This is a genomic window from Murimonas intestini (assembly GCF_024622195.1).
GTDB classification, from domain to species: domain Bacteria; phylum Bacillota; class Clostridia; order Lachnospirales; family Lachnospiraceae; genus Murimonas; species Murimonas intestini.
In genome coordinates this window covers 345,038-365,143 of sequence record NZ_JANKBI010000003.1, presented here as the reverse complement: position 1 = coordinate 365,143, position 20,106 = coordinate 345,038, and the positions used below count along the sequence as shown (strand labels likewise).

Below are 20,106 nucleotides of genomic sequence, written 5' to 3'. Positions count from 1 at the left end.
GCGCTGCAGTATAAACGCCGTATATCCCGTTACAACCTTATTCTGCCTGGCACTGTACAGATGTAATGGCTACTACCCCTACGATATCTGCTGCTGAACAGCCTCTTGACAGGTCATTGACAGGTTTTGCAATACCCTGTGTGATAGGTCCGTAAGCTTCCGCCTTTGCAAGTCTCTGCACTAACTTATATCCGATATTTCCTGCATCCAGATCCGGGAACATCAGCACATTGGCCTTCCCTGCCACAGGGCTGTCCGGTGCTTTTGAAGCGCCTACGCTCGGAACGATAGCAGCATCCAGCTGGAATTCCCCATCCAGCTTCAGATCAGGATACTGTTCTTTTGCAATCTTCACTGCCTCAACTACCTTGTCCACATCAGCATGCTTAGCGCTTCCCATTGTGGAGTGTGAAAGCATAGCCACAACAGGCTCTTTCTCTACAAGAAGCTTGAAGGACTCTGCTGAAGATCCTGCAATAGCAGCCAGCTCTTCCGGATTCGGGTTCTGGTTCAGACCGCAGTCAGCAAAGATAAATGTACCGTCTGCGCCATATTCACAGTCAGGAACAGCCATCAGGAAAAATGCGCTTACCAGCTTTGTGCCCGGCTTTGTCTTCAGTATCTGAAGGCACGGCCTTAATGTATCAGCTGTAGAATGGCATGCACCGGAAACCATACCGTCTGCATCACCCATCTTTACCATCATGACGCCATAGTACAGGTACTGGTTAAGAAGGATCTCTTTTGCCTGCTCCGGTGTCATTCCTTTTTTCTGTCTTAATTCAACAAGCTTGTCAATATAGGCTGCTGTCTTTTCAGAAACAGCCGGGTCAACGATCTGAACCCCTGTGAGGTCAAGACCTTCGCTTCCTTTTTTAACATCTTCTTCGCTTCCTACCAGGATGATGTCCGCGATCCCTTCTTTCAGGATCTGGGCTGCCGCCTCATAAGTCCTGCGGTCTTCTGTTTCCGGCAAAACAATCGTTTTTTTGTTTGCTTTTGCCCTTTCTTTGATTACGTCAATAAATCCCATGATTTCTGACTCCTTTCGTGTTAACGTTACTTTTTGTTATAACTGTTCAGTGTCTGGATAGTTACTTTCTATTATACATGATAGGTGAAATCTTAACAATATAATTAAAATTTTAACAAACTTTTCATCCCATCCTGCCGTCTGCATGCAGTTTTTGTACTAACCAGTTATATTTTCAGATTTATTATAGCCCTATCAACTGGGAATTTCAACCTCCCCACTTGTATCTTTTGATGTACACGCAGCCCTTTCTGGGCTATAATTATAATGATTAAATTAAGAAATGGAGCCTAAAATGAAAACAGTCGGTATCATAGCAGAATATAACCCATTCCACAATGGCCACCTCTATCATATACGGGAATCCAGACGCCTTACAGGAGCCGGATATGTTGTGGTTGTCATGAGCGGAGACTTCGTGCAGCGCGGAGGCCCTGCGCTTGCCGATAAATATACAAGGACCAGGATGGCCTTATGCGGCGGCGCAGACCTTGTTCTGGAACTGCCCGCCTGCTTCTCATGTGCATCTGCCGAATACTTTGCAGGCGGAGCCCTGGCTTTGCTGGACGGCCTGGGCGTCATTGATTTCCTGTCCTTTGGCAGTGAATGCGGGGATGCATCAGCTCTTATGGAGTGTGCCTCTATCCTTCTTAAGGAGCCCCCTGTCTACCGGGCAGCCCTCAGAAAAGCCCAGAAGGAAGGGATGACCTTTCCCGCCGCCAGGAAGGAAGCTCTGTCAGCCTGCCTTTCATCCGAATCTTCATTATCCTCAAAAATACTTGATTCACCAAATAATATACTGGGGGCGGAATACTGCAGAGCTCTGCTGGCAAACAACAGCAGGATACAGCCTGTCACCATCCCCCGCAAGGGCAGCGGCTATCATAATCTTCAGCTTCCCTCCGGCGCCGGGGACACCGCTGCTTTTGCTTCAGCTTCAGCAGTCAGGAATGCGCTCGCAGTAAGTGACGTTTTCCCTGACAACTTATCTTCCCAGCTCCCTGACTGCTCACTTTCCCTGCTCAGAAAGCTGTACAGCGCAGGGAGGCTGGTATCTGAGGAAGACTTCTCACAGATCATTCATTACAGGCTTCTGCAGGCCTCCTCACCTGATGACCTGATGCCTTTCCTGGATATGACGCCTGATCTGGCCCGCAGGATCATGAATCTGCTTCCTGAATATACTGGTTACGCAGAATTTCTGTCACTGCTGAAAACAAAGCAGGTAACTCTCACAAGAGTCAGGCGCTGCCTCCTCCATCTCCTTCTGGATATCCGCACATCAGATATCAGACGGGATGGCCTCACTTTTGAGGTTCCCTATGCCCGCATCCTTGGCTTTAAAAAAAGCGCCTCACCTCTTCTGAGGGAGATCAAGACATCAGGAAACCTGCCTCTGATCACAAAAGTCGCAGATGCAGCTTCCCAGCTGCATGACCACGGCCTGCAGATGCTTCAGAAAGATATCAGGGCATCTGAGATATACCACTGTATCTGCCAGGCAAAGAGTCCCGGGCATATTTATAATGAGTACAGGATATCGCCTGTTATTGTGTGAAAATAGCCCGGCTCTCCGGGAATTCTCCCAGAAGGCCGGGCCATATTTTTAATTCTTAAAGCTGTGTATAGGCGCCGGTATCCTTCCCGTTCTGTTTACAAATGCATCACAGGAATACTGGTTCACCGGCATGATGGGCGCATATCCCAGAAGTCCGCCGAACTGTACGATCTCTCCCACATCCTTGCCGATAACAGGGATCAGGCGGACAGCCGTAGTCTTCTGATTCACCATACCGATAGCCATCTCATCTGCAATAATGCCTGAGATGGTAGTTGCCTTTGTGCTGCCAGGTATCGCGATCATATCAAGTCCCACTGAGCAGACACATGTCATGGCTTCCAGTTTCTCCAGACTGAGCGCTCCTGCCTGAACAGCATCGATCATGCCCTGATCCTCGCTGACAGGAATGAAAGCGCCGCTCAAGCCTCCCACGTAGGAAGACGCCATGACTCCGCCTTTCTTCACCTGGTCATTAAGCAGTGCCAGCGCAGCTGTGGTTCCAGGCGCTCCGGCAAACTCCAGGCCTATTTCGCATAAGATGTCTGCCACACTGTCTCCTATAGCCGGCGTTGGCGCCAGGGACAGATCCAGGATACCGAAGGGGATACCCAGCCTTTTGGAAGCTTCCTGCGCCACCAGCTGTCCCACACGTGTTACCTTAAACGCAGTCTTTTTTATCGTCTCGCAGAGCACTTCAAAGCTCTCTCCTCTGACCTGTTCCAGGGCCGTCTTTACCACTCCCGGTCCGCTGACTCCCACATTTATAATAGCATCAGCTTCTGTAACCCCGTGGAAGGCCCCCGCCATGAAGGGGTTGTCATCAGGTGCATTGCAGAACACTACAAGCTTGGCGCATCCCAGAGAATCATTTTCTTTTGTATATTCAGCTGTCTCAAGGATGATGTCTCCCATAAGCCTGACAGCGTCCATATTGATCCCGCATTTTGTGGATCCCAGATTCACGGAACTGCAGACCCTCTCAGTGCATGCCAGAGCCTGAGGGATAGAACGGATAAGGTTTTCATCACTTTTTGTCATCCCTTTTGAAACCAGAGCTGAGTATCCGCCGATAAAGTTAACACCCACTTCCTTTGCCGCCCGGTCAAGGGTCTTCGCCAGGACTACGTAATCCTCCGGTGTCTTGCAGGCACTGCCGCCCACCAGAGCAATTGGAGTAACAGATATCCTCTTGTTAACAATCGGAATCCCGTATTCTCTCTCTATCTCCTGACCTGTCTTCACCAGGTCCTTAGCAACAGTGGTGATTTTATCATAGATTTTTTTTGCAACCTTTTCCAGGTCTGAATCTGCACAATCCAGAAGGCTGATGCCCAGGGTGATCGTGCGGACATCCAGATTCTCCTGGGTGATCATCTTATTCGTCTCATTGACTTCAAACATGTTTATCATGATAGATGTTTCCTTTCTGCTTCTCGTATTCTATGCTTCTTTGATTCCTGATCAGATGCGGTGCATCTTGTTGAAGATATCCTCATGCTGGCAGCGGATAGAAACACCGATCTCCTCACCCAGCTGTTCCAGCGCCTTTGCAAGGTCACCGAATTCTTTTTTGGAGCTGTTAGTGTCCGTGATCATCATCATATTAAAGTATCCCTGTACGATCGTCTGGGAGATATCAAGAATATTGACATTATTCTCTGCCAGATATGTACACACTCTTCCAATAATTCCAACTGTGTCTTTTCCTACTACTGTGATGATTGTTTTCTTCATAGCTTTCTCCTTTTTATTCTGGAATTTATATTATGTATTGCTTATACTGCCACCATAGGTGAATTGCAGTCCCGCTTTGCCACCATGATTGGAAAATCATTTGCCCTGTATGGATTATCACCCAATGTCACTTCAGCGCACACGGTCTCATAGGCCAGCTCTTCATAGTTATTCTCCTTGCTCAGATGCCCGAGGAATACAGTCTTCAGCCTGTCGTGCAGGATCTCGCACAAAAGCCTGCCTGCGTTCTCATTCGAGAGATGACCCCGGTTCCCCAGGATACGCTGCTTTAAGGGATATGGATAACTTCCCACCTGCAGCATATTAATATCGTGGTTCGCCTCAATGAGCACTGCATCCAGATTTCTTAAATGCTCCACTGTATAGTCATTGTAGACCCCCAAATCCGTCGCCACGCCGACCGCTGAACCGCCGTGCTCCACCCTGTATGCAACAGGCTGTGCAGCGTCATGTGATATTGCAAATGGCGAGATCCTTAAGTCAGAGATGTCAAAAGTCTGATCAGCCTCGATGGGACAGTAGAGCTGTTCATCTATCCTGCCCAGTGAGCTGATGGATTTAATGGCAGCTATCGTCCCTTGTGTGGCGTAGATCGGGATATTATACTTTCTGGCCAGCACGCCCAGCCCTTTTATATGGTCTGAATGCTCATGTGTTATCAGAATACCGTCTATCTCCTTAGAAGTCCTGTCAATTGCATTAAGCCCTGCCTCGATCCGCTTGCCGCTTACGCCCGCATCAATGAGCAGGCTCGTCTTTTCCGAGCCCACGTAAATACAGTTACCGCTGCTGCCGCTGGTTATACTACAAAAATTCATGTTCTATCAGTCCCCTGTCAATTTGTTCATATGTATTTTCTACAATATTGCTGCTGTTGTCAATCACAAATTGACAATGCTGCCGGAATACATTTTCACGCAGCTGGTTTTTCATGACCTGCTTTACCTTCTCAGCCGTATATCCTCTATACTGCATCAGGCGCTGCCTCCTCACGTCCTCATCTGCGTAGACATACCAGAATTCATCACAAATACTCTCATAATGGTCTTCAATAAGAAGCGCTGCCTCCAGCACTATAAACGGAACAGTTCCGTTCCCGCGCTCTCTTTTGATCTCGGCGATTATATATTCCTTTACAGCCGGATGGACTATCTGGTTAAGCCTCTTAAGTTTTTCTTTGTCGGAAAATACGACTGCTGCCATCTTTTCCCTGTCTATCTTCTGGTCACCCCGGAGTATGCCGCTCCCGAAGCTCTCCACAATTTTATAATAACAGACCTGCCCCGGTTCCATCAGCAGGTGAGCCGCCTGGTCCGCCTGGATGACCCTTGCATGGTACATCTTGCCTATGTAATCCAGCACAGTGCTTTTGCCTGTGCCGATTCCCCCTGTTATTCCAAGTACCTTTATCTTATTTTGCCTCATACCAGTTTGCTCCCGTGTGCATATCTATTTCCAGCCTGACAGCCAGGTCGGCCGCGCCCTGCATCTCTTCCCTGAGTATTTCTTTTACATGTTCCGCCTCTTCGGCTGCCGCCTCTACAAGCAGTTCATCGTGAACCTGAAGGATCAGCCTGGAGAGGAGTCCCTCGTTTTTCATCCGCTCATTTACCCTGATCATCGCGATCTTGATGATATCAGCCGCCGTCCCCTGTATAGGCGCATTCATTGCCACACGTTCACCGAAGGAACGCTGCATGAAATTACTGGATGAGAGTTCCGGCACCGGCCTCCTGCGGCCAAACAGAGTTGTCACATATCCTTCTTTCTTGGCATTCTCCACTGTTTCATCCAGAAACTGCTTAATGCGGGGATATGTCTCAAAATACTTGTTTATATATTCAGCAGCCTCTTTCTTTGTGATACTCAGATCCTGGCTCAAGCCAAAAGAGCTGATGCCGTAAACTATACCAAAATTTACCGCCTTGGCATTCCTTCTCTGAAGAGGAGTCACTTCATCAAACGGGATATGGAACACCTGGGATGCAGTGATCCTGTGTATGTCCTGGGCCTGCCTGTAAGCATCGATCAGTGTCTTGTCCCCTGAAATATGAGCCAGCACCCTCAGCTCTATCTGAGAGTAGTCTGCATCCACGAATATAAATCCCGGGCTGGGAATGAATACCTTCCTGATCTCTCTGCCCAGCTCCATCCTCACAGGGATATTCTGAAGATTTGGCTCCGTGCTGCTGATACGGCCGGTGGCAGTTATAGTCTGGTTGAAGCTGCTGTGGATCCTGCCGTTTTCTGTAATATACACAGCCAGCCCGTCCGCATAAGTGGACTTCAGCTTTGTAAGCTGCCTGTATTCCAATATCAGAGACACTATAGGATATTCATCCGCCAGCTTATCCAGCACGTCTGCCGCTGTGGAAAACCCGCTTTTTGTCTTCTTGCCCCCGGGCAGCTTAAGCTTCTCAAATAAAATAACTCCCAGCTGCTTGGGGGAATTAATATTGAATTTTTCCCCGGCCTGCGCCCAGATACTCTCCTCCAGCTCGCCGATCCTGCCTGTCAGCTTGTCTCCATATGCCTTCAGTTCCTCCGCATTTACCATGATTCCGGCCTTTTCCATGTCGTAAAGGGTATACACAAGAGGCATTTCTATGTCTGTAAACAATTTGAACATATCAAGCTCTTTTAATCTGTCCTGGACAGGAATCGCACAGGCAAAAGCCACATATGCCATATACCCTGCGCATGCGGCAGTCTCCTCCCTTTCCGGATCATAACCGCCCTTAGCCAGCAGTTCCATCCTGGAAGGCACTATCATCTGCAGGTATTCTTTCGCCAGATCATCATAAGTGTAAGTATCCTTAAGGGGATTGATCAGATATGCGGCAATGGCCTCATCAACCACTCTTTTCCTGTCAGGGATCCTGATGAAGGACAGCTCCTCCTTCAGATTTATAGTGCCTGACATTTTTGCACTGCCTGCCGCCTGCTCCAGCCTGCCTGTCAGATACTCTGCCGTCATGGCCCCCTGTACAGGAAGGTAATAAATATCTTCTTCCCCATAACAGACTGCCAGGCCCTGAATCTGCTTCTGCCAGATCAGGAGCTGGAATCCCAGGATATCAGCATTTAGTGCACTTTCAAATATTTCATCAGCTGCTGCTGTGTCTGTTATTTTCTTAAAATGACCTGACACGCTGTTCTTTGGGCCGTCACAGTTAAATCTGGCCAGCAGGTTTTTAAATTCCAGTCTCTTGCACAGCTCAAATGCTTCCTCTGTGTAAAGATCCCCCAGTCTGGCCTCCTCAAGCGAAAACTCCACAGGGCTGTCCGTATCGATGGCTGCCAGTGTCTTGGAGAGCTGTGCCATATCATAATGTTCTCTTAGTGACTCTCTTGCCTTATTCGGCTTGATCTCCTCCAGATGTCCGTAAGCATTCTCAATAGAACCGTACTCTGCTATGATCTTTGTAGCCGTCTTTTCTCCCACGCCAGGTATTCCCGGTATATTATCTGAGGCATCTCCCATAAGGGCTTTTACATCTATAAACTCTTTAGGGGTCACCAGATATTTCTCTTTGACCTCCACCGCATTGTAATCCTCGATTTCCGTTCCTGTGCGTTTTGTCTTGGGTATCCGTATTTTAGTCTTATCAGTAGCCAGCTGCAGAAGATCCCTGTCCCCTGACACGATGGAGACATCCAGGCCTTCTGCTTCCGCGCGCTTTGCCACGGTGCCCAGCAGGTCATCAGCTTCGTATCCCTCCTTCATAAGCAGAGGTACCTTCATGGCTGTCAGCATCTCTTTCATCACAGGTACCTGCTGGTGAAGTTCCTCAGGCATGGGCTTTCTCGTCCCCTTATACGCTTCAAACATCTTGTGCCTGAAGGTAGGGGCTTTAAGATCAAAAGCTACTGCCAGATACTGTGCCTTCTCCTCATCCAGGATCTTGAACATAATATTCAAAAATCCGTATACGGCATTTGTATGCAGCCCTTCCCCGTTAGTAAGATCCGGAATTCCATAGAATGCCCTGTTTAATATACTGTGTCCATCAATCAATACTATCTTTTCACTCATATTTCCTGCTGCTGTCTCCTCACTTTTTCTGGTCATGACTCAATTTCCTGAAACGGGCCTGCTTCCAGGCTGTTTCCTTGGCTTTTCATATATTATGGATGACTCCTCCGGCTTTATGCTCTCTATGCTGTTTTGTGCTGCTGCCGGCTTGTCTTCATTTAAACCTGTCTGAGTTTCTTTCTCTATCATCTTTTCTGTCTTTTTTACAGCTTCTGTGCGTTTCTCCGTCTGTCTCTCCGTCTCAGCCTGTATCTGCGTCTCCTCCGCAGCTTTCTCTGTCTCTTTTTCAGTCTGCTTCCTTGTCTCCGGCACAGGCTGTTCTATCTCACCCGGGCCTCCGTGAAAAAGCGAATATACAGTAGTTTTCTTCATAGATCCCTCACCCCAGTACTGGAGCCTGGTCAGAAGCGCCAGGATCAGGACCGACTGTGCCAGGATGACAAGCGCATATTTATAATATCTGGCCACCCTCCTGCGGTGTACCCTGCGCTCCGATGCTTTCAGATCATCTTTCAGCATCTTCTGTATATTATAGGAGACATTTTTATCCTCATCCAGCTTTTGCAGGGCAAAGTGGATCGTGAAATATATCTCAAGCTCTTCATAGCATTCCTTGCATTCCCGGATATGCTCTATGAAGCCCTCCAGCTCTCTGTCTGTCAGCTCCCTCTTTATATAAGAAGTAATCATCTGCTGTGCTGTTTTACAATCCATCTTCTGTCTGATATCCATTCTCTGCCCCCTGTCTTCAAAGGCCTGTTTGATGTCCGTGTATCGCGTACATTTTCACTTTTTCCCGTTAATCATCAATTAGTATAACATATAAAACAGCTTCTGAAAAGGCTAATTCTCCCAGAAGCTGTTAATTGTTTTTTTAGATCATTTGTGATAATAGTTCCCGCACTCCGCAGGAGACGTACTTCCCCCATCCCTCTTCATCTGTCCTGAGCATGGTTTTCTTCAGGATTTACATGTACCATACAGTGTTTGACATCCGGAAAATGTTCTTCAATGGCGCCATGTACCTTCTCAGCTGTCTCATGCGCCCTCTTCAGTGTCTCATTGCCGTCTGCTCTGATCTCCACATCCACATAGATCCTGGCGCCAAAAAGGCGCGTCTTCAGCTGGTCTATCCCAAGCACTCCGCTCTGTGAGAGGATAACATCCCTGATTTCCTCCACAATTTCATCATCACAGGCTTTGTCTGTCATCTTCCCGATCGCATCTGCAAATATGCCGCACGCTGCTTTCAGGATGAATACACAGATGACAATACTTGCTGCAGGGTCCAGCACAGGATATCCCAGCCTCGCCCCGAAGATGCCCGCAAAGCTTCCGACGGAGGACAGGGCATCTGACCTGTGATGCCATGCATCCGCCAGCAGTGCTCCGGAGCGGATCTTTTTCGCCGCAGCCCTTGTATACCAGTACATGGCTTCTTTGACAGCTATAGATATGACTGCCGCAGCAAGGGCAAGTGTTCCCGGAACTGCAAGCTCTTTGCCCGTATCGTAAAAGATCTTAACTGCTCCCCGGTACCCTATTCCCAGTCCTGTTCCAAACAGGATCACAGCGAGTATGACCGCAGCCACACATTCCATCCGCTCATGCCCGTACTGATGCTCTTTATCTGATGCTTTATTCGCAAATTTGATACCGATCATCACGATAACAGTGCTGAATACATCAGATGCCGAGTGGACTGCATCTGAGACCATGGCGCCGGAATTTGCCGCTACCCCTGCGAATAATTTAAACAGTGACAGGATAACATTCCCGGCAATGCTTACTGTTGATACCCTCATGGCAATTTTCCGGCTATCATTTTCAGGTCCGGCTTTTATCTTCATATCCCACACCCGCCCCCTGAAACAATTCAGGCAGTGAAATTCATTATCATACTGTATGCAGGCTGGCATGTCTCTGTTAAATGATTAGTCCTGGTAGGGGGCCAGCGAAAGCCTGATAAAATATCCTTGGTCATGGCTGCAGACAGGGCATTTTTCCGGCGCTTCCTTGCCCTGGTATATAAAACCGCACTCCAGGCACATCCAGCCTTCCTCCACGTCAGAGACAAACAGCTTATTCTCATCCATATAATCAGCAAATTTTTTAAAGCGGTCCCCGTGAGTCTTTTCAATTTCAGCAATCATATGAAAGGCGCCCGCAACTTTATGGAATCCTTCTTCCTTAGCCACTTCACCAAATTTCTTGTAGACATCATCATGCTCTTCGTATTCATTGTGCTGTGCTGCCCTTAACAGGTCTTTCACATCAGGATAAATGTCTACCGGATATCCGCCGTCCACGGTAATTGTCTGTCCTGCAAGTTCCTTTAAGTAACTGTAAAAAACCCTTGCATGCTGACGCTCCTGATCAGCAGTAAAACGAAATACTGCTTCAATCACCTGAAGTTTTTCTTTTTTGGCCTGAGATGCTGCAAATGTGTATCTGTTTCTGGCCTGGCTCTCTCCTGCGAATGCACGCATCAGATTATCCTTTGTCTGGCTTGTTTTAAAATCCACTGTCATAATATCTTCCTTTCCTGCTCTAAACTTTATACACGCCTTATTATTTCCCCAGACTGCCATATTATTCCTGAAATACAGCAGTTTTTTCAAAAAATGCTTGCATAAATATATATGGTATGCTAAAATGATTTTCGGCTGATAAGTCGGCCGCTGTGGCGGAATTGGCAGACGCACTTGACTCAAAATCAAGCGGTTAACAGCCGTGCCGGTTCGAATCCGGCCAGCGGCATTAAGTAAAAAGCATACCTTAATAAAAAGACAGTCTTCCCTGAACGGAGGCTGTTTTTTTCTGTAAGTCCTCCCAAAAAGGCCGGGCCGGTCCCAAAGATTTTAGGACCAGTCCAGTCTTTTTGTCATATATAATATTTCTTACAGACCATATTAATTTTTCAACAAAAATAGGAGGTATGTAGTATGAAAATCAGTTACAGGCATTATCCTGACAGCCCCGCTGCAACCATGATAAGCGGAATAGGCAGAATGTTTTATAAAATCACATTGATCCTGGGAGCAATTTCGTTGATCGTTGGTGTACTTGGCTTTCTGACAAAGAGCAACGACGCCTCCTCCAGCCTTTATCTTGTCACCGGAGGAATTATATGCCTGGCAGCGGCAATACTTATAAGATTTTGCTCTGACAAGCTGGCTGAACATGTCAGCAGAAAAAAATAAAGCCCAGGAGCCAGAATGTGATGACCGCCTGCGCATTTAGTGATATAATGTTGCCAGACAATATTCCAAGGGGGAAACTGGCATGAATGTATATTTAAATAGTTACTTTGGCACTAAAAGAAACGGAAAAAATCCCGGAAAAAAAATAATATCCGGCAGAGAATTTAATTGGAACGGAAGACAGTGGAAAATTCCCGCTGTATATCTATGTGAAGACGGGCTGGCAGTTGATTTCTGTATTTTGGTTCCGGGAGCTGAAGCTAAAAAACACCTCTCCCGCTGGTATAATAAATGCCTGGAAAACAAGCTAACCGATGAAGAAAACGAAATATTAGAAAAGGAAAATCCATTCAGCCTGTCTTTCCATGCCGCGGCATTCCTGGGAGAAATAGAACTGCCGGGACTTGGCGCATCTTCTGTATCATGGCATCCCTGCAGTACAGGCAGAGAACATATAGCTGAAGAACTGATGGAAAGTTATGGATGCAGCCGCAAAGAAGGCTGGCTGTTTGTCAGGTCTTCCTTCGGGTGGCCTGACGGCATAAAACCAGAAACCACACAGGAACACTTAAGTTCACTACGTCTGACTCTCACTGCCCACCCAGTCTTTTATCCAGGCTTTCATTTTAAAACCGAAGAAGGCCAGACCCCTCAGGATCTGACCTTTACCCATCCTGTTACGATGGAAGTGTATACGCTGAATATTATCTCATGCGAGGCTGGAAGGCTTCCCGGTGATGTTTTTTCCCGGGACAGGGGCCTGATATATCCCAGGAATTATCTGTCCCTGTCATATAAAGTGACCCCGGACTTACCGCCTGAAGTCTTCCGCATACAGGACTGTAATCCCTGTGACCCGCCCCGCAGGGAAAAAGATGCATCCAAACATCCCCTGGCCTCTTCTGTATCCATAATAGGAGGTGGAAGCGGGCCTGTCTCCATTATTATTGCAGGCAAGAATGCAGAGGGAAGTACCTCCTATCCTGCCTGTTCTGCGCCCCGCTTTTCTCCGGTCAAATCAGTGGAATGGCGTACATCCTTCTATATAAGAGAATGCGAAGACATGACTGCAGACAATATTATTCCGTGCTGATCTCGTATTTTTGCTTTACGGTCACCCTGCTGCCTTTTCCTTTCACACTCTCGATAAAAAGCCCATATTTGATGCCGTCCACCAGCTTTATCCTGTCATTTACATTCATCAGCGCGATGCCGAATCCCCTGTTTTGGGGGATCCGGGCCTGAAGGACAGGCTTCTCCAGTTCTTTCTTCAGCTTTATGACTTCCTCTTCTTCCATGCCTTCCCCGTTATCTTCCACATAGATGAGAAGATCCTTCCCCTCCACTCTTGCACTGATTTTTATGACGCCCCTGTGGGACGCAGCCGGCAGTATTCCATGCACCCACGCGTTTTCCACAAGCGGCTGCAGCAAAAGCTTCATACATCTTACGTCTTCCAGGTGTTCTTCCATCTCCACCTTATAATCTATGCTGTCATCGTAACGGACATTGATGATGTCCACATAAGCGCGGACATGATCCAGCTCTTTCTTCAGCGTGGAAAAGGTCTCCTTACAGTTTACACTGTAGCGCATCATTTCTGAGAGATCTCTCGTCAGTTTTACAATAGGTTCGATCTCCTCTATCTGGGCAATACAATAGATATTATCCAGGGTATTATGGAGAAAATGCGGGTTGATCTGCGCCTGCAGCATGGAAAGCCTGGCCTCTTTTTCATTTAGCTCAGATAAATATTTCTTGGCGTTCAGCTCCTGGATCTTTTTCTTCATCTGATTGAACCGTTCACCTATCTGCCCGGCCTCATCATCCCCCACCACATCCAGATATGTATCATCATCTTCTTCCATTGTATGGATCATCTTATTCAGCACCTGTATGGGGAAAAGCGCCCTCCTGGATACGGCCATGGCTATCAGGATCCCTGCCAGAGCTATTATTGCTATAATGATGTCCACTGTACTTACCAGCTGGTTCACATCCTTAAACAGCTCCTTCTCCATATCTACTGTAGTCAGCACCCATCCATAAGAATCCAGTAAAGTACTTGTATAAAAAGCCCCGTCCTTTGAGTCGGTCAGGTATTCACTCCTCTTCCTGATCAGTTCAGAATAATCAAGACCCGCAGCCCGGGCAACATGTTCCTCCGTTACCCCCTTCTCATAGATCACTTCACCGTCCAGATCAGTGATGACAAGCCCTTTATTTTCTGAAAATAAATAAGAAAAAATATCTTCGATCTCAGCAAACTTTATAGCTATCATCATAAAGGGCATCGCAGCCCCTTTTGCGCCCTGTTTCTGTCCGCCCAGAGGACGCAGAAAAAGGAGCACCTCCTGCTTCTGGACATTTTTCGGAAGATAATCCTCCATGACAGGCCCATACACCACGCGCTCTCCAAGATCCTCCAGGAATTTAGCGTACCAGGCCTCATCAGAAGCCACAAATCCTTCCCTTATCACAGAATCCCCTGCATATATATAGTCGCCCTTCCCCCAGTAGAATAAAATACCATCCACTGCTTCATACAGATTGTTCGCATATACTCTCTGGAGTATCTTATCCCTGGCCTCCAGCTCCTGCTTGAGATTTTCATAGTAAGAAAGCCTGCCGTCATTCTCGGCAAGCTGCTGATAATATTCCCCCGTACCATAATTGATCATAAACTGGTTTACTCTGTCATACAGGCTTTTTAGCTCATAATCAGTCCTCTTCATCATCTGAGAGTTATATTTCACCCTCTGCTCCTTTATAAAGCTGATGAAAAAGCGGTTCATCACAATTGTATTTCCCAGAAGCACAAGCAGCAGGGCCAGCACAAAGCCTGTGATCACCTTGAGCTGCACCTTGCTTTTCCATGTCTTATAGATCATCATCCCCACCCTTCAGTTCAATCATCAGCTTTTTCTTGTAATCTCTGGGAGCCTCCCCTGTCAGCTTTTTGAAGACCTTATTAAAATAGTGGATATCCGGATACCCCACAAGCACTGCGATATCCACTATCTTTCTGTCCGTTGTCATCATCAGCTCCTTTGCCTTCTCTATCCTGTACCCCATGAGATAATTCATCAGGGTAGTCCCCATGCTCTTCTTGAACATAGAGGAGAAATAAGCTTCACTAACATGGTATTTGGCTGAGATTCCAGACAGGCTGATCTTTTCCCCGTAATTGCTGCGTATGTCCTCAGTCACCTGCCGGATGATATCATCCACATTTTTTCCTGTCACAGATACAGGCGGCTGGGGCTGCTTTGCTACAGAGCCATGGTCCTGTTCCTGTTTTTTAATATCTGGCTTTTCATTGATCCTGATTTCTTCTATGCTCCTTCTTATGGCATCGTTTAATGCCTCCCGCGCCACTGGCTTCAGCAGATAATCCACTGCTTTATAATTAAGCGCTGATTTCACATACTCGAAATCATTATAGCCGGACAGCATGATGATCTTGGTTTTCGGGGACTTCTGATATATCCTGCGGCAGAGGATGCAGCCATCCTCTTTAGGGAACCTCACATCTGAAATGATGATATGGGGACGGCACTCATCAAATAATCTTTCTGCCGCCTCAACGCTGTCAGCCTCCATGATATTTCCGATCAGGCTGCCCTGTCCGTCAATCATTTTAATGATACCCTTCCGTATCCATCTCTCATCATCTACCACAAGAATATCGTACATTCATAATCCCCTTTACAAGTTATTCCCTGCTGTACAATTCCAGGCTGTCATCATCCTCATCCAGCCAGGCTATAGTCTCCCAGATGCGCTGGCCGTTATTGGACTGCCTGCTGCCGGGAGTACTCCTGCCATTCTCCACATACCCTTTTAGAATATCCCGCAGCTGTTTGGCTATTTCCGGATATTCCCTGATCACATTCACCTTCTCGCCTATATCATTTTCCAGATTATAGAGCTGGAATCTGGGAAGGCTCTTGTCTTCCTTGCCCGGCACCGGGTCAGACCATCCGCCTGAGCCAGGACACATCTCTAATTTAAAACTGCCCTTCCGTATTGAGAGAGAGCCGTCTATGCTCTGGTGCACCAGATCCTCCCTCACCCCGCCATGGCCCTGCTCCAGCCAGAGCGGCAGGCTGCTGACACTGTCCTCGCCCATGTTATCAGGAAGGCAGCGTCCGAAATATTCTGCCATAGTAGCCATCAGGTCGCACAGGCACACAAGCTCCGTACAGACAGCGCCTTTCCTGATCATGGCCGGCCACTGTATGATCAGAGGTATCCTGTGGCCCCCCTCATATATGTCTGCCTTTGTGCCTCTGAAGACATAGCTTGGATTGTGTCCATGCTCTTTTAGTTCCCTGAAATCAGCCATGGGCGAACATCCGTTGTCTGAAGTGTAGATAAGGATAGTATCCTCATAGATCCCCTCATCCTTCAGCTTTTTCACAATTCTGCCGACAACATCGTCACAGTGGAGGACAAAATCGCCATATTCATTTGTCCCTGATTTCCCCTGAAAAGATTTCGAAGGCAGAATAGGTGTGTGCGGCGCCGGCATAGGGAAATACAGGAAGAAAGGCGCATCCTTGTACTCTTCTATCTTTTCGCACGCCTTGTCGGTCAGTTCATCCAGGACATTTTCATGGATAAATCCCGGCGCTGTGGGCCCTTCTCTCCAGAAGCCCTTGCCCTCACCTTTACTGATATGGTCCGGGAGGGCGGTGAATCTGTCATTCTCAATATAGATATAAGGAGGCATATCCAGAGAGCCGCTTATCCCATAATAATAATCAAATCCATTTGTTATCGGAGAAAAACTGACAGGCGCTGAATAATCCACACCCGTACATGCATCAAAGTCCGGTTTTTCATAAAAGTCGTCTGTCTTGGCAAAGCTCATGCCCAGATGCCATTTTCCTACAATAGCTGTGCGGTAGCCCTCCTCTTTAAACAGATGGGCTACCGTTTTTCTGCCTTCCTCGATAAGCGGTTCTGAATATCCGCCTATCACGCTGGATTTCAGACGGGAGCGCCAATTATAGCGCCCCGTCAGTATTCCATATCTGGATGGGGTGCACACCGCCGAGGTGGCGTGTGCATCTGTGAAACGCATCCCGTTTTCACACATCCCATCCAGGTTCGGAGTTTTAAAAGGACAATTTTCATTGAAGGCTGAAATGTCCCCATACCCCATATCATCAGCCAGAATATAGATCACATTTGGCTTTTTCCTGCTCTGGTCTGTCATTATTTCGTCTCCATGCCATAGTTGTTGTCTGCACTCCAGCCGTTCTCTGCCATGATCTCGCCCAGAACTTCTGTGTAAGCGCTGTTCATTGTCTCGCCCAGCTCATTTACATCGATGCCGTCTGAGAGGAAATCCTGTCCGGCTCTCTGGAAATAGTTGCGCAGTTTCTCATTGATGCCTGTGTAATATGGCATACGCAGCGGCTCTTCAACAATCGTGAAGCCTGCTAAATTATCAGGAAGCTGTGCAGATGTTGTCAGAGGGATCCTGCAGATCTCTTCTGCAAGGCGTACCTGAACTTCCGGTGATGACATGTACTGGCAGAAATCAATTGCCGCGTTTAATCTGGCTTCATCATTTTCCAGATCTTTATTTACTGCATAGATGATGTCCGGCTGTCCGCCCAGGATGATAGATTTTCCAAGCGCTGTGTCAGCTGTCTCTTTTGTGATGACAGGTATAGGCATAACTCCGTATTCAAAGCTGTCTCCTACAACAGCCTCGATGTCTGCCAGATTGATGGACATAGCCTGAACCATGGCTACTTCACCTCTCTCGAACATCTGGATAGCTGTCTTCTGGTCAAGTCCGTTATAGTCGGATGTCCAGTACTGTGAGAAATCCTTCATAAGCTCAAATCCTTTTATAAGCTCCGGCTTAGTAAAGTCGATCTTGCCTTCATCCACGCCTTTTGCGATCTCCTGAAGTTCCACATATCCGTTTCCTGATACATCCAGTTCATCCACGAGTGAGCTGTTCAGCTGGCCTGATATAGAGTTATTAAACCATAACCAAGACAAATCTGCAATAGTTGCATTCGGGAATCCAAAAGGTGTGATCCCTGAATCTTTTAATTTCTGACATGCATCCATAAATTCTGCCCATGTCTCAGGTACCTTGGCGCCTGCCTGCTCAAAAGCTGTCTTATTGTAGAAGATCCTGACTACAGATGTGCTTGACGGGTACCCTGGCACATCATTTTCTGTGAGGTACATCCTCTCCAGAATAGATTCCGGAAGTGTATCCTTCCAGGCCTTCCCTGCATCATATGCGCTTTCTTTTTCATACAGATCCTTAAAGTTATACAGATAACCGCTGTCATAATCAGTGCTCAGGTCATAAATAATACCTGTATACACATCCGGTCCCTTTCCGGCTGCAAACTGTGTTGTCAACCATGTTCTGTAGTCAGCTGACGGGAGGGCTTCAAACTGGATCTCCACCCCTGCTTTCTCTTCATACTCATCGATAATTGCATTCACTACTTCATTGGCATGTTCATTTGTATCAAGATCCTGGGCAAATACAAGTTTAATCTTCTCATCAGAATTTCCCACCTTCTGAACTTCTGTCTTTTGGACCTGGGCTGTATCCTGGTTCTTTGTCTCTTCAGGCGCCGTGCTGCTGCCTGCACACCCCGCTGCCATAGATGCCGCCAGGGACATTCCAAGTACCACTGCTGTTGCTTTTCTTAACTTCATAATCAAATCCTCCTATTTATAATATAATTTTAATAGATAACAAATTTTCAGCGCTGCGATTAACCTTTTACAGCTCCCTGTGTCAGTCCGGCCACAAATGACTTGCTGGCAAAACAGAACAGGATGATCAGCGGAAGTGACGCTGTCACATAACCCGCAAACAGAATGCCGTCTCCTTCAATAGCTGAACGTATCAGCTTTGTCAGCGCCACAGTGATTTGCTGCGTCTCTGGCCCGGATGTGGATACAAGAGGCCACAGATAATTATTCCAGGCTGAAAGCCCTGTCACGATCACCACTGTAGATATAGTAGGCTTGGAAAGAGGCACTACTATCCTGCTTAAGATATGCAGGTCCCCCGCCCCTTCCATATCTGCTGCTTCGAAGAGGCTCTTTGATATGGATTCCATGGAGCTCTTCAGCAGGAAGGTCCCGGTGGCTGCTCCCGCCGCTGCCGGAGGGAATATCAGGCCGGCGAAGGTATTGTACATACCCAGCTGGTTGATCTGTATAAACTGAGGTATCAGAAGCACAAACCCCGGAATCATCAGCATAGCGATAATACCGATATACAACAGCCCTGATGCGAAAAACTTAAATCTGATAAATGCATAGGCTGCCAGTGTGGATACAAATACCACCAGAGCGATCACGCATACGGTAACAATAAGTGAATTAAACATTGGCCTTACTATCTGTTCCCCTGCTTTTACATAATTTGTAAAATGCAGCCCCCCCATGGGTATCCATGGATTCACAACGATTTCCTTGCTCCATTTAAAAGAGTTGACAAGCAGGAGGTAAAAAGGCAGCAATGTCAGTGCCAGCAAAAGTCCCAGAAGGACCCTCCCAAAAACACGTGCAAACTTACTCATATAATCTCCTCCTCTAATCAGCCGCTTCTGTATTTTTCAGAAACTTGTTGTTAAACGCCGTAAGAATCAGTATCAGCATAAACAGCACTACGCCAAGAGCTGAACAATATCCCATCCTTCTGTAGGTGAAGCCCTGCTCATACATATACACAGCGGGCACCATAGTTGACTGTCCGGGTCCTCCCTTAGTCAGGATAAAGATGGAATCAAATATCTGCAGCGAATTGATGATAGCAAGTGTGATCATCAGCTTCAGCTGGCTGGCCAGCATGGGAAGGTCTACCTTCAGGAAACGCTGTACTATATTGGCCCCATCCAGCTGGGATGCCTCAAAATAATCTTTTGGTATACCCTGTATGGCTCCGAAATAAATCAGAAACTGCATGCCGCCCATCATAGCCATCCCGATCCACGGAAAACCGATCGCCAGGATCGATCCAAGCGCCGTCCCCGAACTGCCCAGCCAGGGCTTTGCCAGATTTCCAAGTCCTACCATGTTCAGGAAATTGTTCAGGACTCCCGTATCGCCTGCCAGGATCCATTTCCACAAAAGGATCACTACCACTCCCGGCACTACCATAGGAAATGTAAAAGCCGTCCTGATCGCATACTGTTTCCTTGACGATTTCACTGCGTACAGCAGTTCGGCTGCCAGCAGCGGGACTGTGACTACGATGATCACCTGGACTATTGTAACGATTCCCGCCCTCAGGATACTGTTCAGAAACATCTTGTCCCCAAATGCCTCCGCATAGTTTTTCAGCCCTATGAATTCGTTCATATTGGCGCCGTTCCAGTTAAAGAGAGATTTTACAAACGCCATCCCGAATGGTATGTACTTAAAGGTTATCAGCAGGAAGTACACTGGCACCAGGAACAAAAACGGCTTCAATATCTTGAAAAACGATTTCTTTTTTCTTCTTTCCATGTCGCTCCTC

The 20,106-nt window shown here is 47.3% G+C and carries 18 protein-coding genes and 1 tRNA gene; 4 read left to right on the top strand and 15 right to left on the bottom strand.

Features of this window, described 5'->3' with window-relative positions; all coding sequences use genetic code 11:
• Positions 1–37: 37 nt before the first annotated feature.
• On the bottom strand, positions 38–1,033 hold the full coding sequence (gene pta, locus NSB28_RS07730) for a phosphate acetyltransferase (RefSeq protein WP_109626332.1): 996 nt from the start codon (positions 1,031–1,033) through the stop codon (positions 38–40).
• Between the two features lie 295 nt (positions 1,034–1,328).
• On the opposite strand from pta, the gene NSB28_RS07725 reads away from it, so the two are divergent.
• Positions 1,329–2,591: a tRNA(Met) cytidine acetate ligase gene (locus tag NSB28_RS07725; RefSeq protein WP_257497627.1), complete on the top strand. Its 1,263-nt coding sequence runs from the start codon at positions 1,329–1,331 to the stop codon at positions 2,589–2,591.
• Positions 2,592–2,639: 48 nt separating this feature from the next.
• Here NSB28_RS07725 and NSB28_RS07720 read toward each other — a convergent pair whose 3' ends face one another.
• From NSB28_RS07720 to rbr, 8 genes are all read right to left on the bottom strand, one after another.
• Positions 2,640–4,004, bottom strand: a complete 1,365-nt coding sequence (locus tag NSB28_RS07720; RefSeq protein WP_109626330.1) for a PFL family protein — start codon at positions 4,002–4,004, stop codon at positions 2,640–2,642.
• A gap of 51 nt (positions 4,005–4,055) precedes the next feature.
• Positions 4,056–4,328 (bottom strand): ACT domain-containing protein, encoded by a 273-nt coding sequence (locus NSB28_RS07715; RefSeq protein ID WP_109626329.1) that lies wholly within the window; start codon positions 4,326–4,328, stop codon positions 4,056–4,058.
• 41 nt (positions 4,329–4,369) lie between these two features.
• On the bottom strand, positions 4,370–5,167 hold the full coding sequence (locus tag NSB28_RS07710) for an MBL fold metallo-hydrolase (RefSeq protein ID WP_109626328.1): 798 nt from the start codon (positions 5,165–5,167) through the stop codon (positions 4,370–4,372).
• Positions 5,154–5,774 carry a dephospho-CoA kinase gene (coaE, locus tag NSB28_RS07705; protein ID WP_243134889.1) on the bottom strand — a complete coding sequence of 207 codons (621 nt, stop codon included), beginning with the start codon at positions 5,772–5,774 and terminating at the stop codon, positions 5,154–5,156. The genes NSB28_RS07710 and coaE overlap by 14 nt, the downstream gene beginning before the upstream one ends.
• Positions 5,761–8,385 (bottom strand): DNA polymerase I, encoded by a 2,625-nt coding sequence (gene polA, locus NSB28_RS07700; RefSeq protein WP_109626378.1) that lies wholly within the window; start codon positions 8,383–8,385, stop codon positions 5,761–5,763. Before polA ends, coaE begins: the two co-directional genes overlap by 14 nt.
• 39 nt (positions 8,386–8,424) lie before the next feature.
• Complete coding sequence (locus tag NSB28_RS07695; protein WP_109626327.1) at positions 8,425–9,117, bottom strand: zf-HC2 domain-containing protein; 693 nt, start codon at positions 9,115–9,117, stop codon at positions 8,425–8,427.
• Between the two features lie 203 nt (positions 9,118–9,320).
• Positions 9,321–10,235, bottom strand: coding sequence for a cation diffusion facilitator family transporter (locus tag NSB28_RS07690; RefSeq protein WP_257497625.1), 915 nt, complete (start codon positions 10,233–10,235; stop codon positions 9,321–9,323).
• 84 nt (positions 10,236–10,319) lie between these two features.
• Positions 10,320–10,916 carry a rubrerythrin gene (rbr, locus tag NSB28_RS07685; protein ID WP_109626376.1) on the bottom strand — a complete coding sequence of 199 codons (597 nt, stop codon included), beginning with the start codon at positions 10,914–10,916 and terminating at the stop codon, positions 10,320–10,322.
• 146 nt (positions 10,917–11,062) lie between these two features.
• On the opposite strand from rbr, the gene NSB28_RS07680 reads away from it, so the two are divergent.
• The 3 genes from NSB28_RS07680 (at position 11,063) to NSB28_RS07670 (ending at position 12,681) form a co-directional block, all read left to right on the top strand.
• Positions 11,063–11,145, top strand: a tRNA-Leu gene (locus NSB28_RS07680).
• Between the two features lie 185 nt (positions 11,146–11,330).
• Entirely contained in the window at positions 11,331–11,588 is a 258-nt protein-coding gene (locus tag NSB28_RS07675; RefSeq protein WP_109626326.1) for a hypothetical protein, read from the top strand.
• 82 nt (positions 11,589–11,670) lie between these two features.
• Positions 11,671–12,681 (top strand): hypothetical protein, encoded by a 1,011-nt coding sequence (locus NSB28_RS07670; RefSeq protein WP_109626325.1) that lies wholly within the window; start codon positions 11,671–11,673, stop codon positions 12,679–12,681.
• Here NSB28_RS07670 and NSB28_RS07665 read toward each other — a convergent pair.
• Genes NSB28_RS07665 through NSB28_RS07640 form a run of 6 tightly spaced genes read right to left on the bottom strand, consistent with a single transcriptional unit; the run spans position 12,668 to position 20,096 of the window.
• Complete coding sequence (locus tag NSB28_RS07665; protein WP_109626324.1) at positions 12,668–14,482, bottom strand: sensor histidine kinase; 1,815 nt, start codon at positions 14,480–14,482, stop codon at positions 12,668–12,670. The genes NSB28_RS07670 and NSB28_RS07665 overlap by 14 nt on opposite strands.
• The gene (locus NSB28_RS07660) at positions 14,469–15,284 is read right to left on the bottom strand and encodes a response regulator transcription factor (RefSeq protein WP_109626323.1); all 816 of its coding nucleotides are present in this window, start codon (positions 15,282–15,284) and stop codon (positions 14,469–14,471) included. Before NSB28_RS07660 ends, NSB28_RS07665 begins: the two co-directional genes overlap by 14 nt.
• Before the next feature lie 19 nt (positions 15,285–15,303).
• Positions 15,304–16,812: a sulfatase family protein gene (locus tag NSB28_RS07655; protein WP_109626322.1), complete on the bottom strand. Its 1,509-nt coding sequence runs from the start codon at positions 16,810–16,812 to the stop codon at positions 15,304–15,306.
• Positions 16,812–18,293 carry an ABC transporter substrate-binding protein gene (locus NSB28_RS07650; protein ID WP_109626321.1) on the bottom strand — a complete coding sequence of 494 codons (1,482 nt, stop codon included), beginning with the start codon at positions 18,291–18,293 and terminating at the stop codon, positions 16,812–16,814. Before NSB28_RS07650 ends, NSB28_RS07655 begins: the two co-directional genes overlap by 1 nt.
• 59 nt (positions 18,294–18,352) lie before the next feature.
• Complete coding sequence (locus NSB28_RS07645; protein ID WP_109626320.1) at positions 18,353–19,168, bottom strand: carbohydrate ABC transporter permease; 816 nt, start codon at positions 19,166–19,168, stop codon at positions 18,353–18,355.
• A gap of 13 nt (positions 19,169–19,181) precedes the next feature.
• On the bottom strand, positions 19,182–20,096 hold the full coding sequence (locus tag NSB28_RS07640) for a carbohydrate ABC transporter permease (RefSeq protein WP_257497624.1): 915 nt from the start codon (positions 20,094–20,096) through the stop codon (positions 19,182–19,184).
• Between the last annotated feature and the right edge of the window lie 10 nt (positions 20,097–20,106).

Excerpts from the sequence above, each read along its gene's own strand:
- NSB28_RS07640 (WP_257497624.1), bottom strand. The coding sequence starts at position 20,096 with ATGGAAAGAAGAAAAAAGAAATCGTTTTTCAAGATATTGAAGCCGTTT.
- NSB28_RS07650 (WP_109626321.1), bottom strand. The coding sequence starts at position 18,293 with ATGAAGTTAAGAAAAGCAACAGCAGTGGTACTTGGAATGTCCCTGGCG.
- rbr (WP_109626376.1), bottom strand. The coding sequence starts at position 10,916 with ATGACAGTGGATTTTAAAACAAGCCAGACAAAGGATAATCTGATGCGT.
- NSB28_RS07690 (WP_257497625.1), bottom strand. The coding sequence starts at position 10,235 with ATGAAGATAAAAGCCGGACCTGAAAATGATAGCCGGAAAATTGCCATG.
- NSB28_RS07645 (WP_109626320.1), bottom strand. The coding sequence starts at position 19,168 with ATGAGTAAGTTTGCACGTGTTTTTGGGAGGGTCCTTCTGGGACTTTTG.
- pta (WP_109626332.1), bottom strand. The coding sequence starts at position 1,033 with ATGGGATTTATTGACGTAATCAAAGAAAGGGCAAAAGCAAACAAAAAA.
- polA (WP_109626378.1), bottom strand. The coding sequence starts at position 8,385 with ATGAGTGAAAAGATAGTATTGATTGATGGACACAGTATATTAAACAGG.
- NSB28_RS07675 (WP_109626326.1), top strand. The coding sequence starts at position 11,331 with ATGAAAATCAGTTACAGGCATTATCCTGACAGCCCCGCTGCAACCATG.
- NSB28_RS07695 (WP_109626327.1), bottom strand. The coding sequence starts at position 9,117 with ATGGATATCAGACAGAAGATGGATTGTAAAACAGCACAGCAGATGATT.
- NSB28_RS07720 (WP_109626330.1), bottom strand. The coding sequence starts at position 4,004 with ATGATAAACATGTTTGAAGTCAATGAGACGAATAAGATGATCACCCAG.
- NSB28_RS07665 (WP_109626324.1), bottom strand. The coding sequence starts at position 14,482 with ATGATGATCTATAAGACATGGAAAAGCAAGGTGCAGCTCAAGGTGATC.
- NSB28_RS07655 (WP_109626322.1), bottom strand. The coding sequence starts at position 16,812 with ATGACAGACCAGAGCAGGAAAAAGCCAAATGTGATCTATATTCTGGCT.
- NSB28_RS07715 (WP_109626329.1), bottom strand. The coding sequence starts at position 4,328 with ATGAAGAAAACAATCATCACAGTAGTAGGAAAAGACACAGTTGGAATT.
- NSB28_RS07725 (WP_257497627.1), top strand. The coding sequence starts at position 1,329 with ATGAAAACAGTCGGTATCATAGCAGAATATAACCCATTCCACAATGGC.
- NSB28_RS07670 (WP_109626325.1), top strand. The coding sequence starts at position 11,671 with ATGAATGTATATTTAAATAGTTACTTTGGCACTAAAAGAAACGGAAAA.
- NSB28_RS07660 (WP_109626323.1), bottom strand. The coding sequence starts at position 15,284 with ATGTACGATATTCTTGTGGTAGATGATGAGAGATGGATACGGAAGGGT.
- NSB28_RS07710 (WP_109626328.1), bottom strand. The coding sequence starts at position 5,167 with ATGAATTTTTGTAGTATAACCAGCGGCAGCAGCGGTAACTGTATTTAC.
- coaE (WP_243134889.1), bottom strand. The coding sequence starts at position 5,774 with ATGAGGCAAAATAAGATAAAGGTACTTGGAATAACAGGGGGAATCGGC.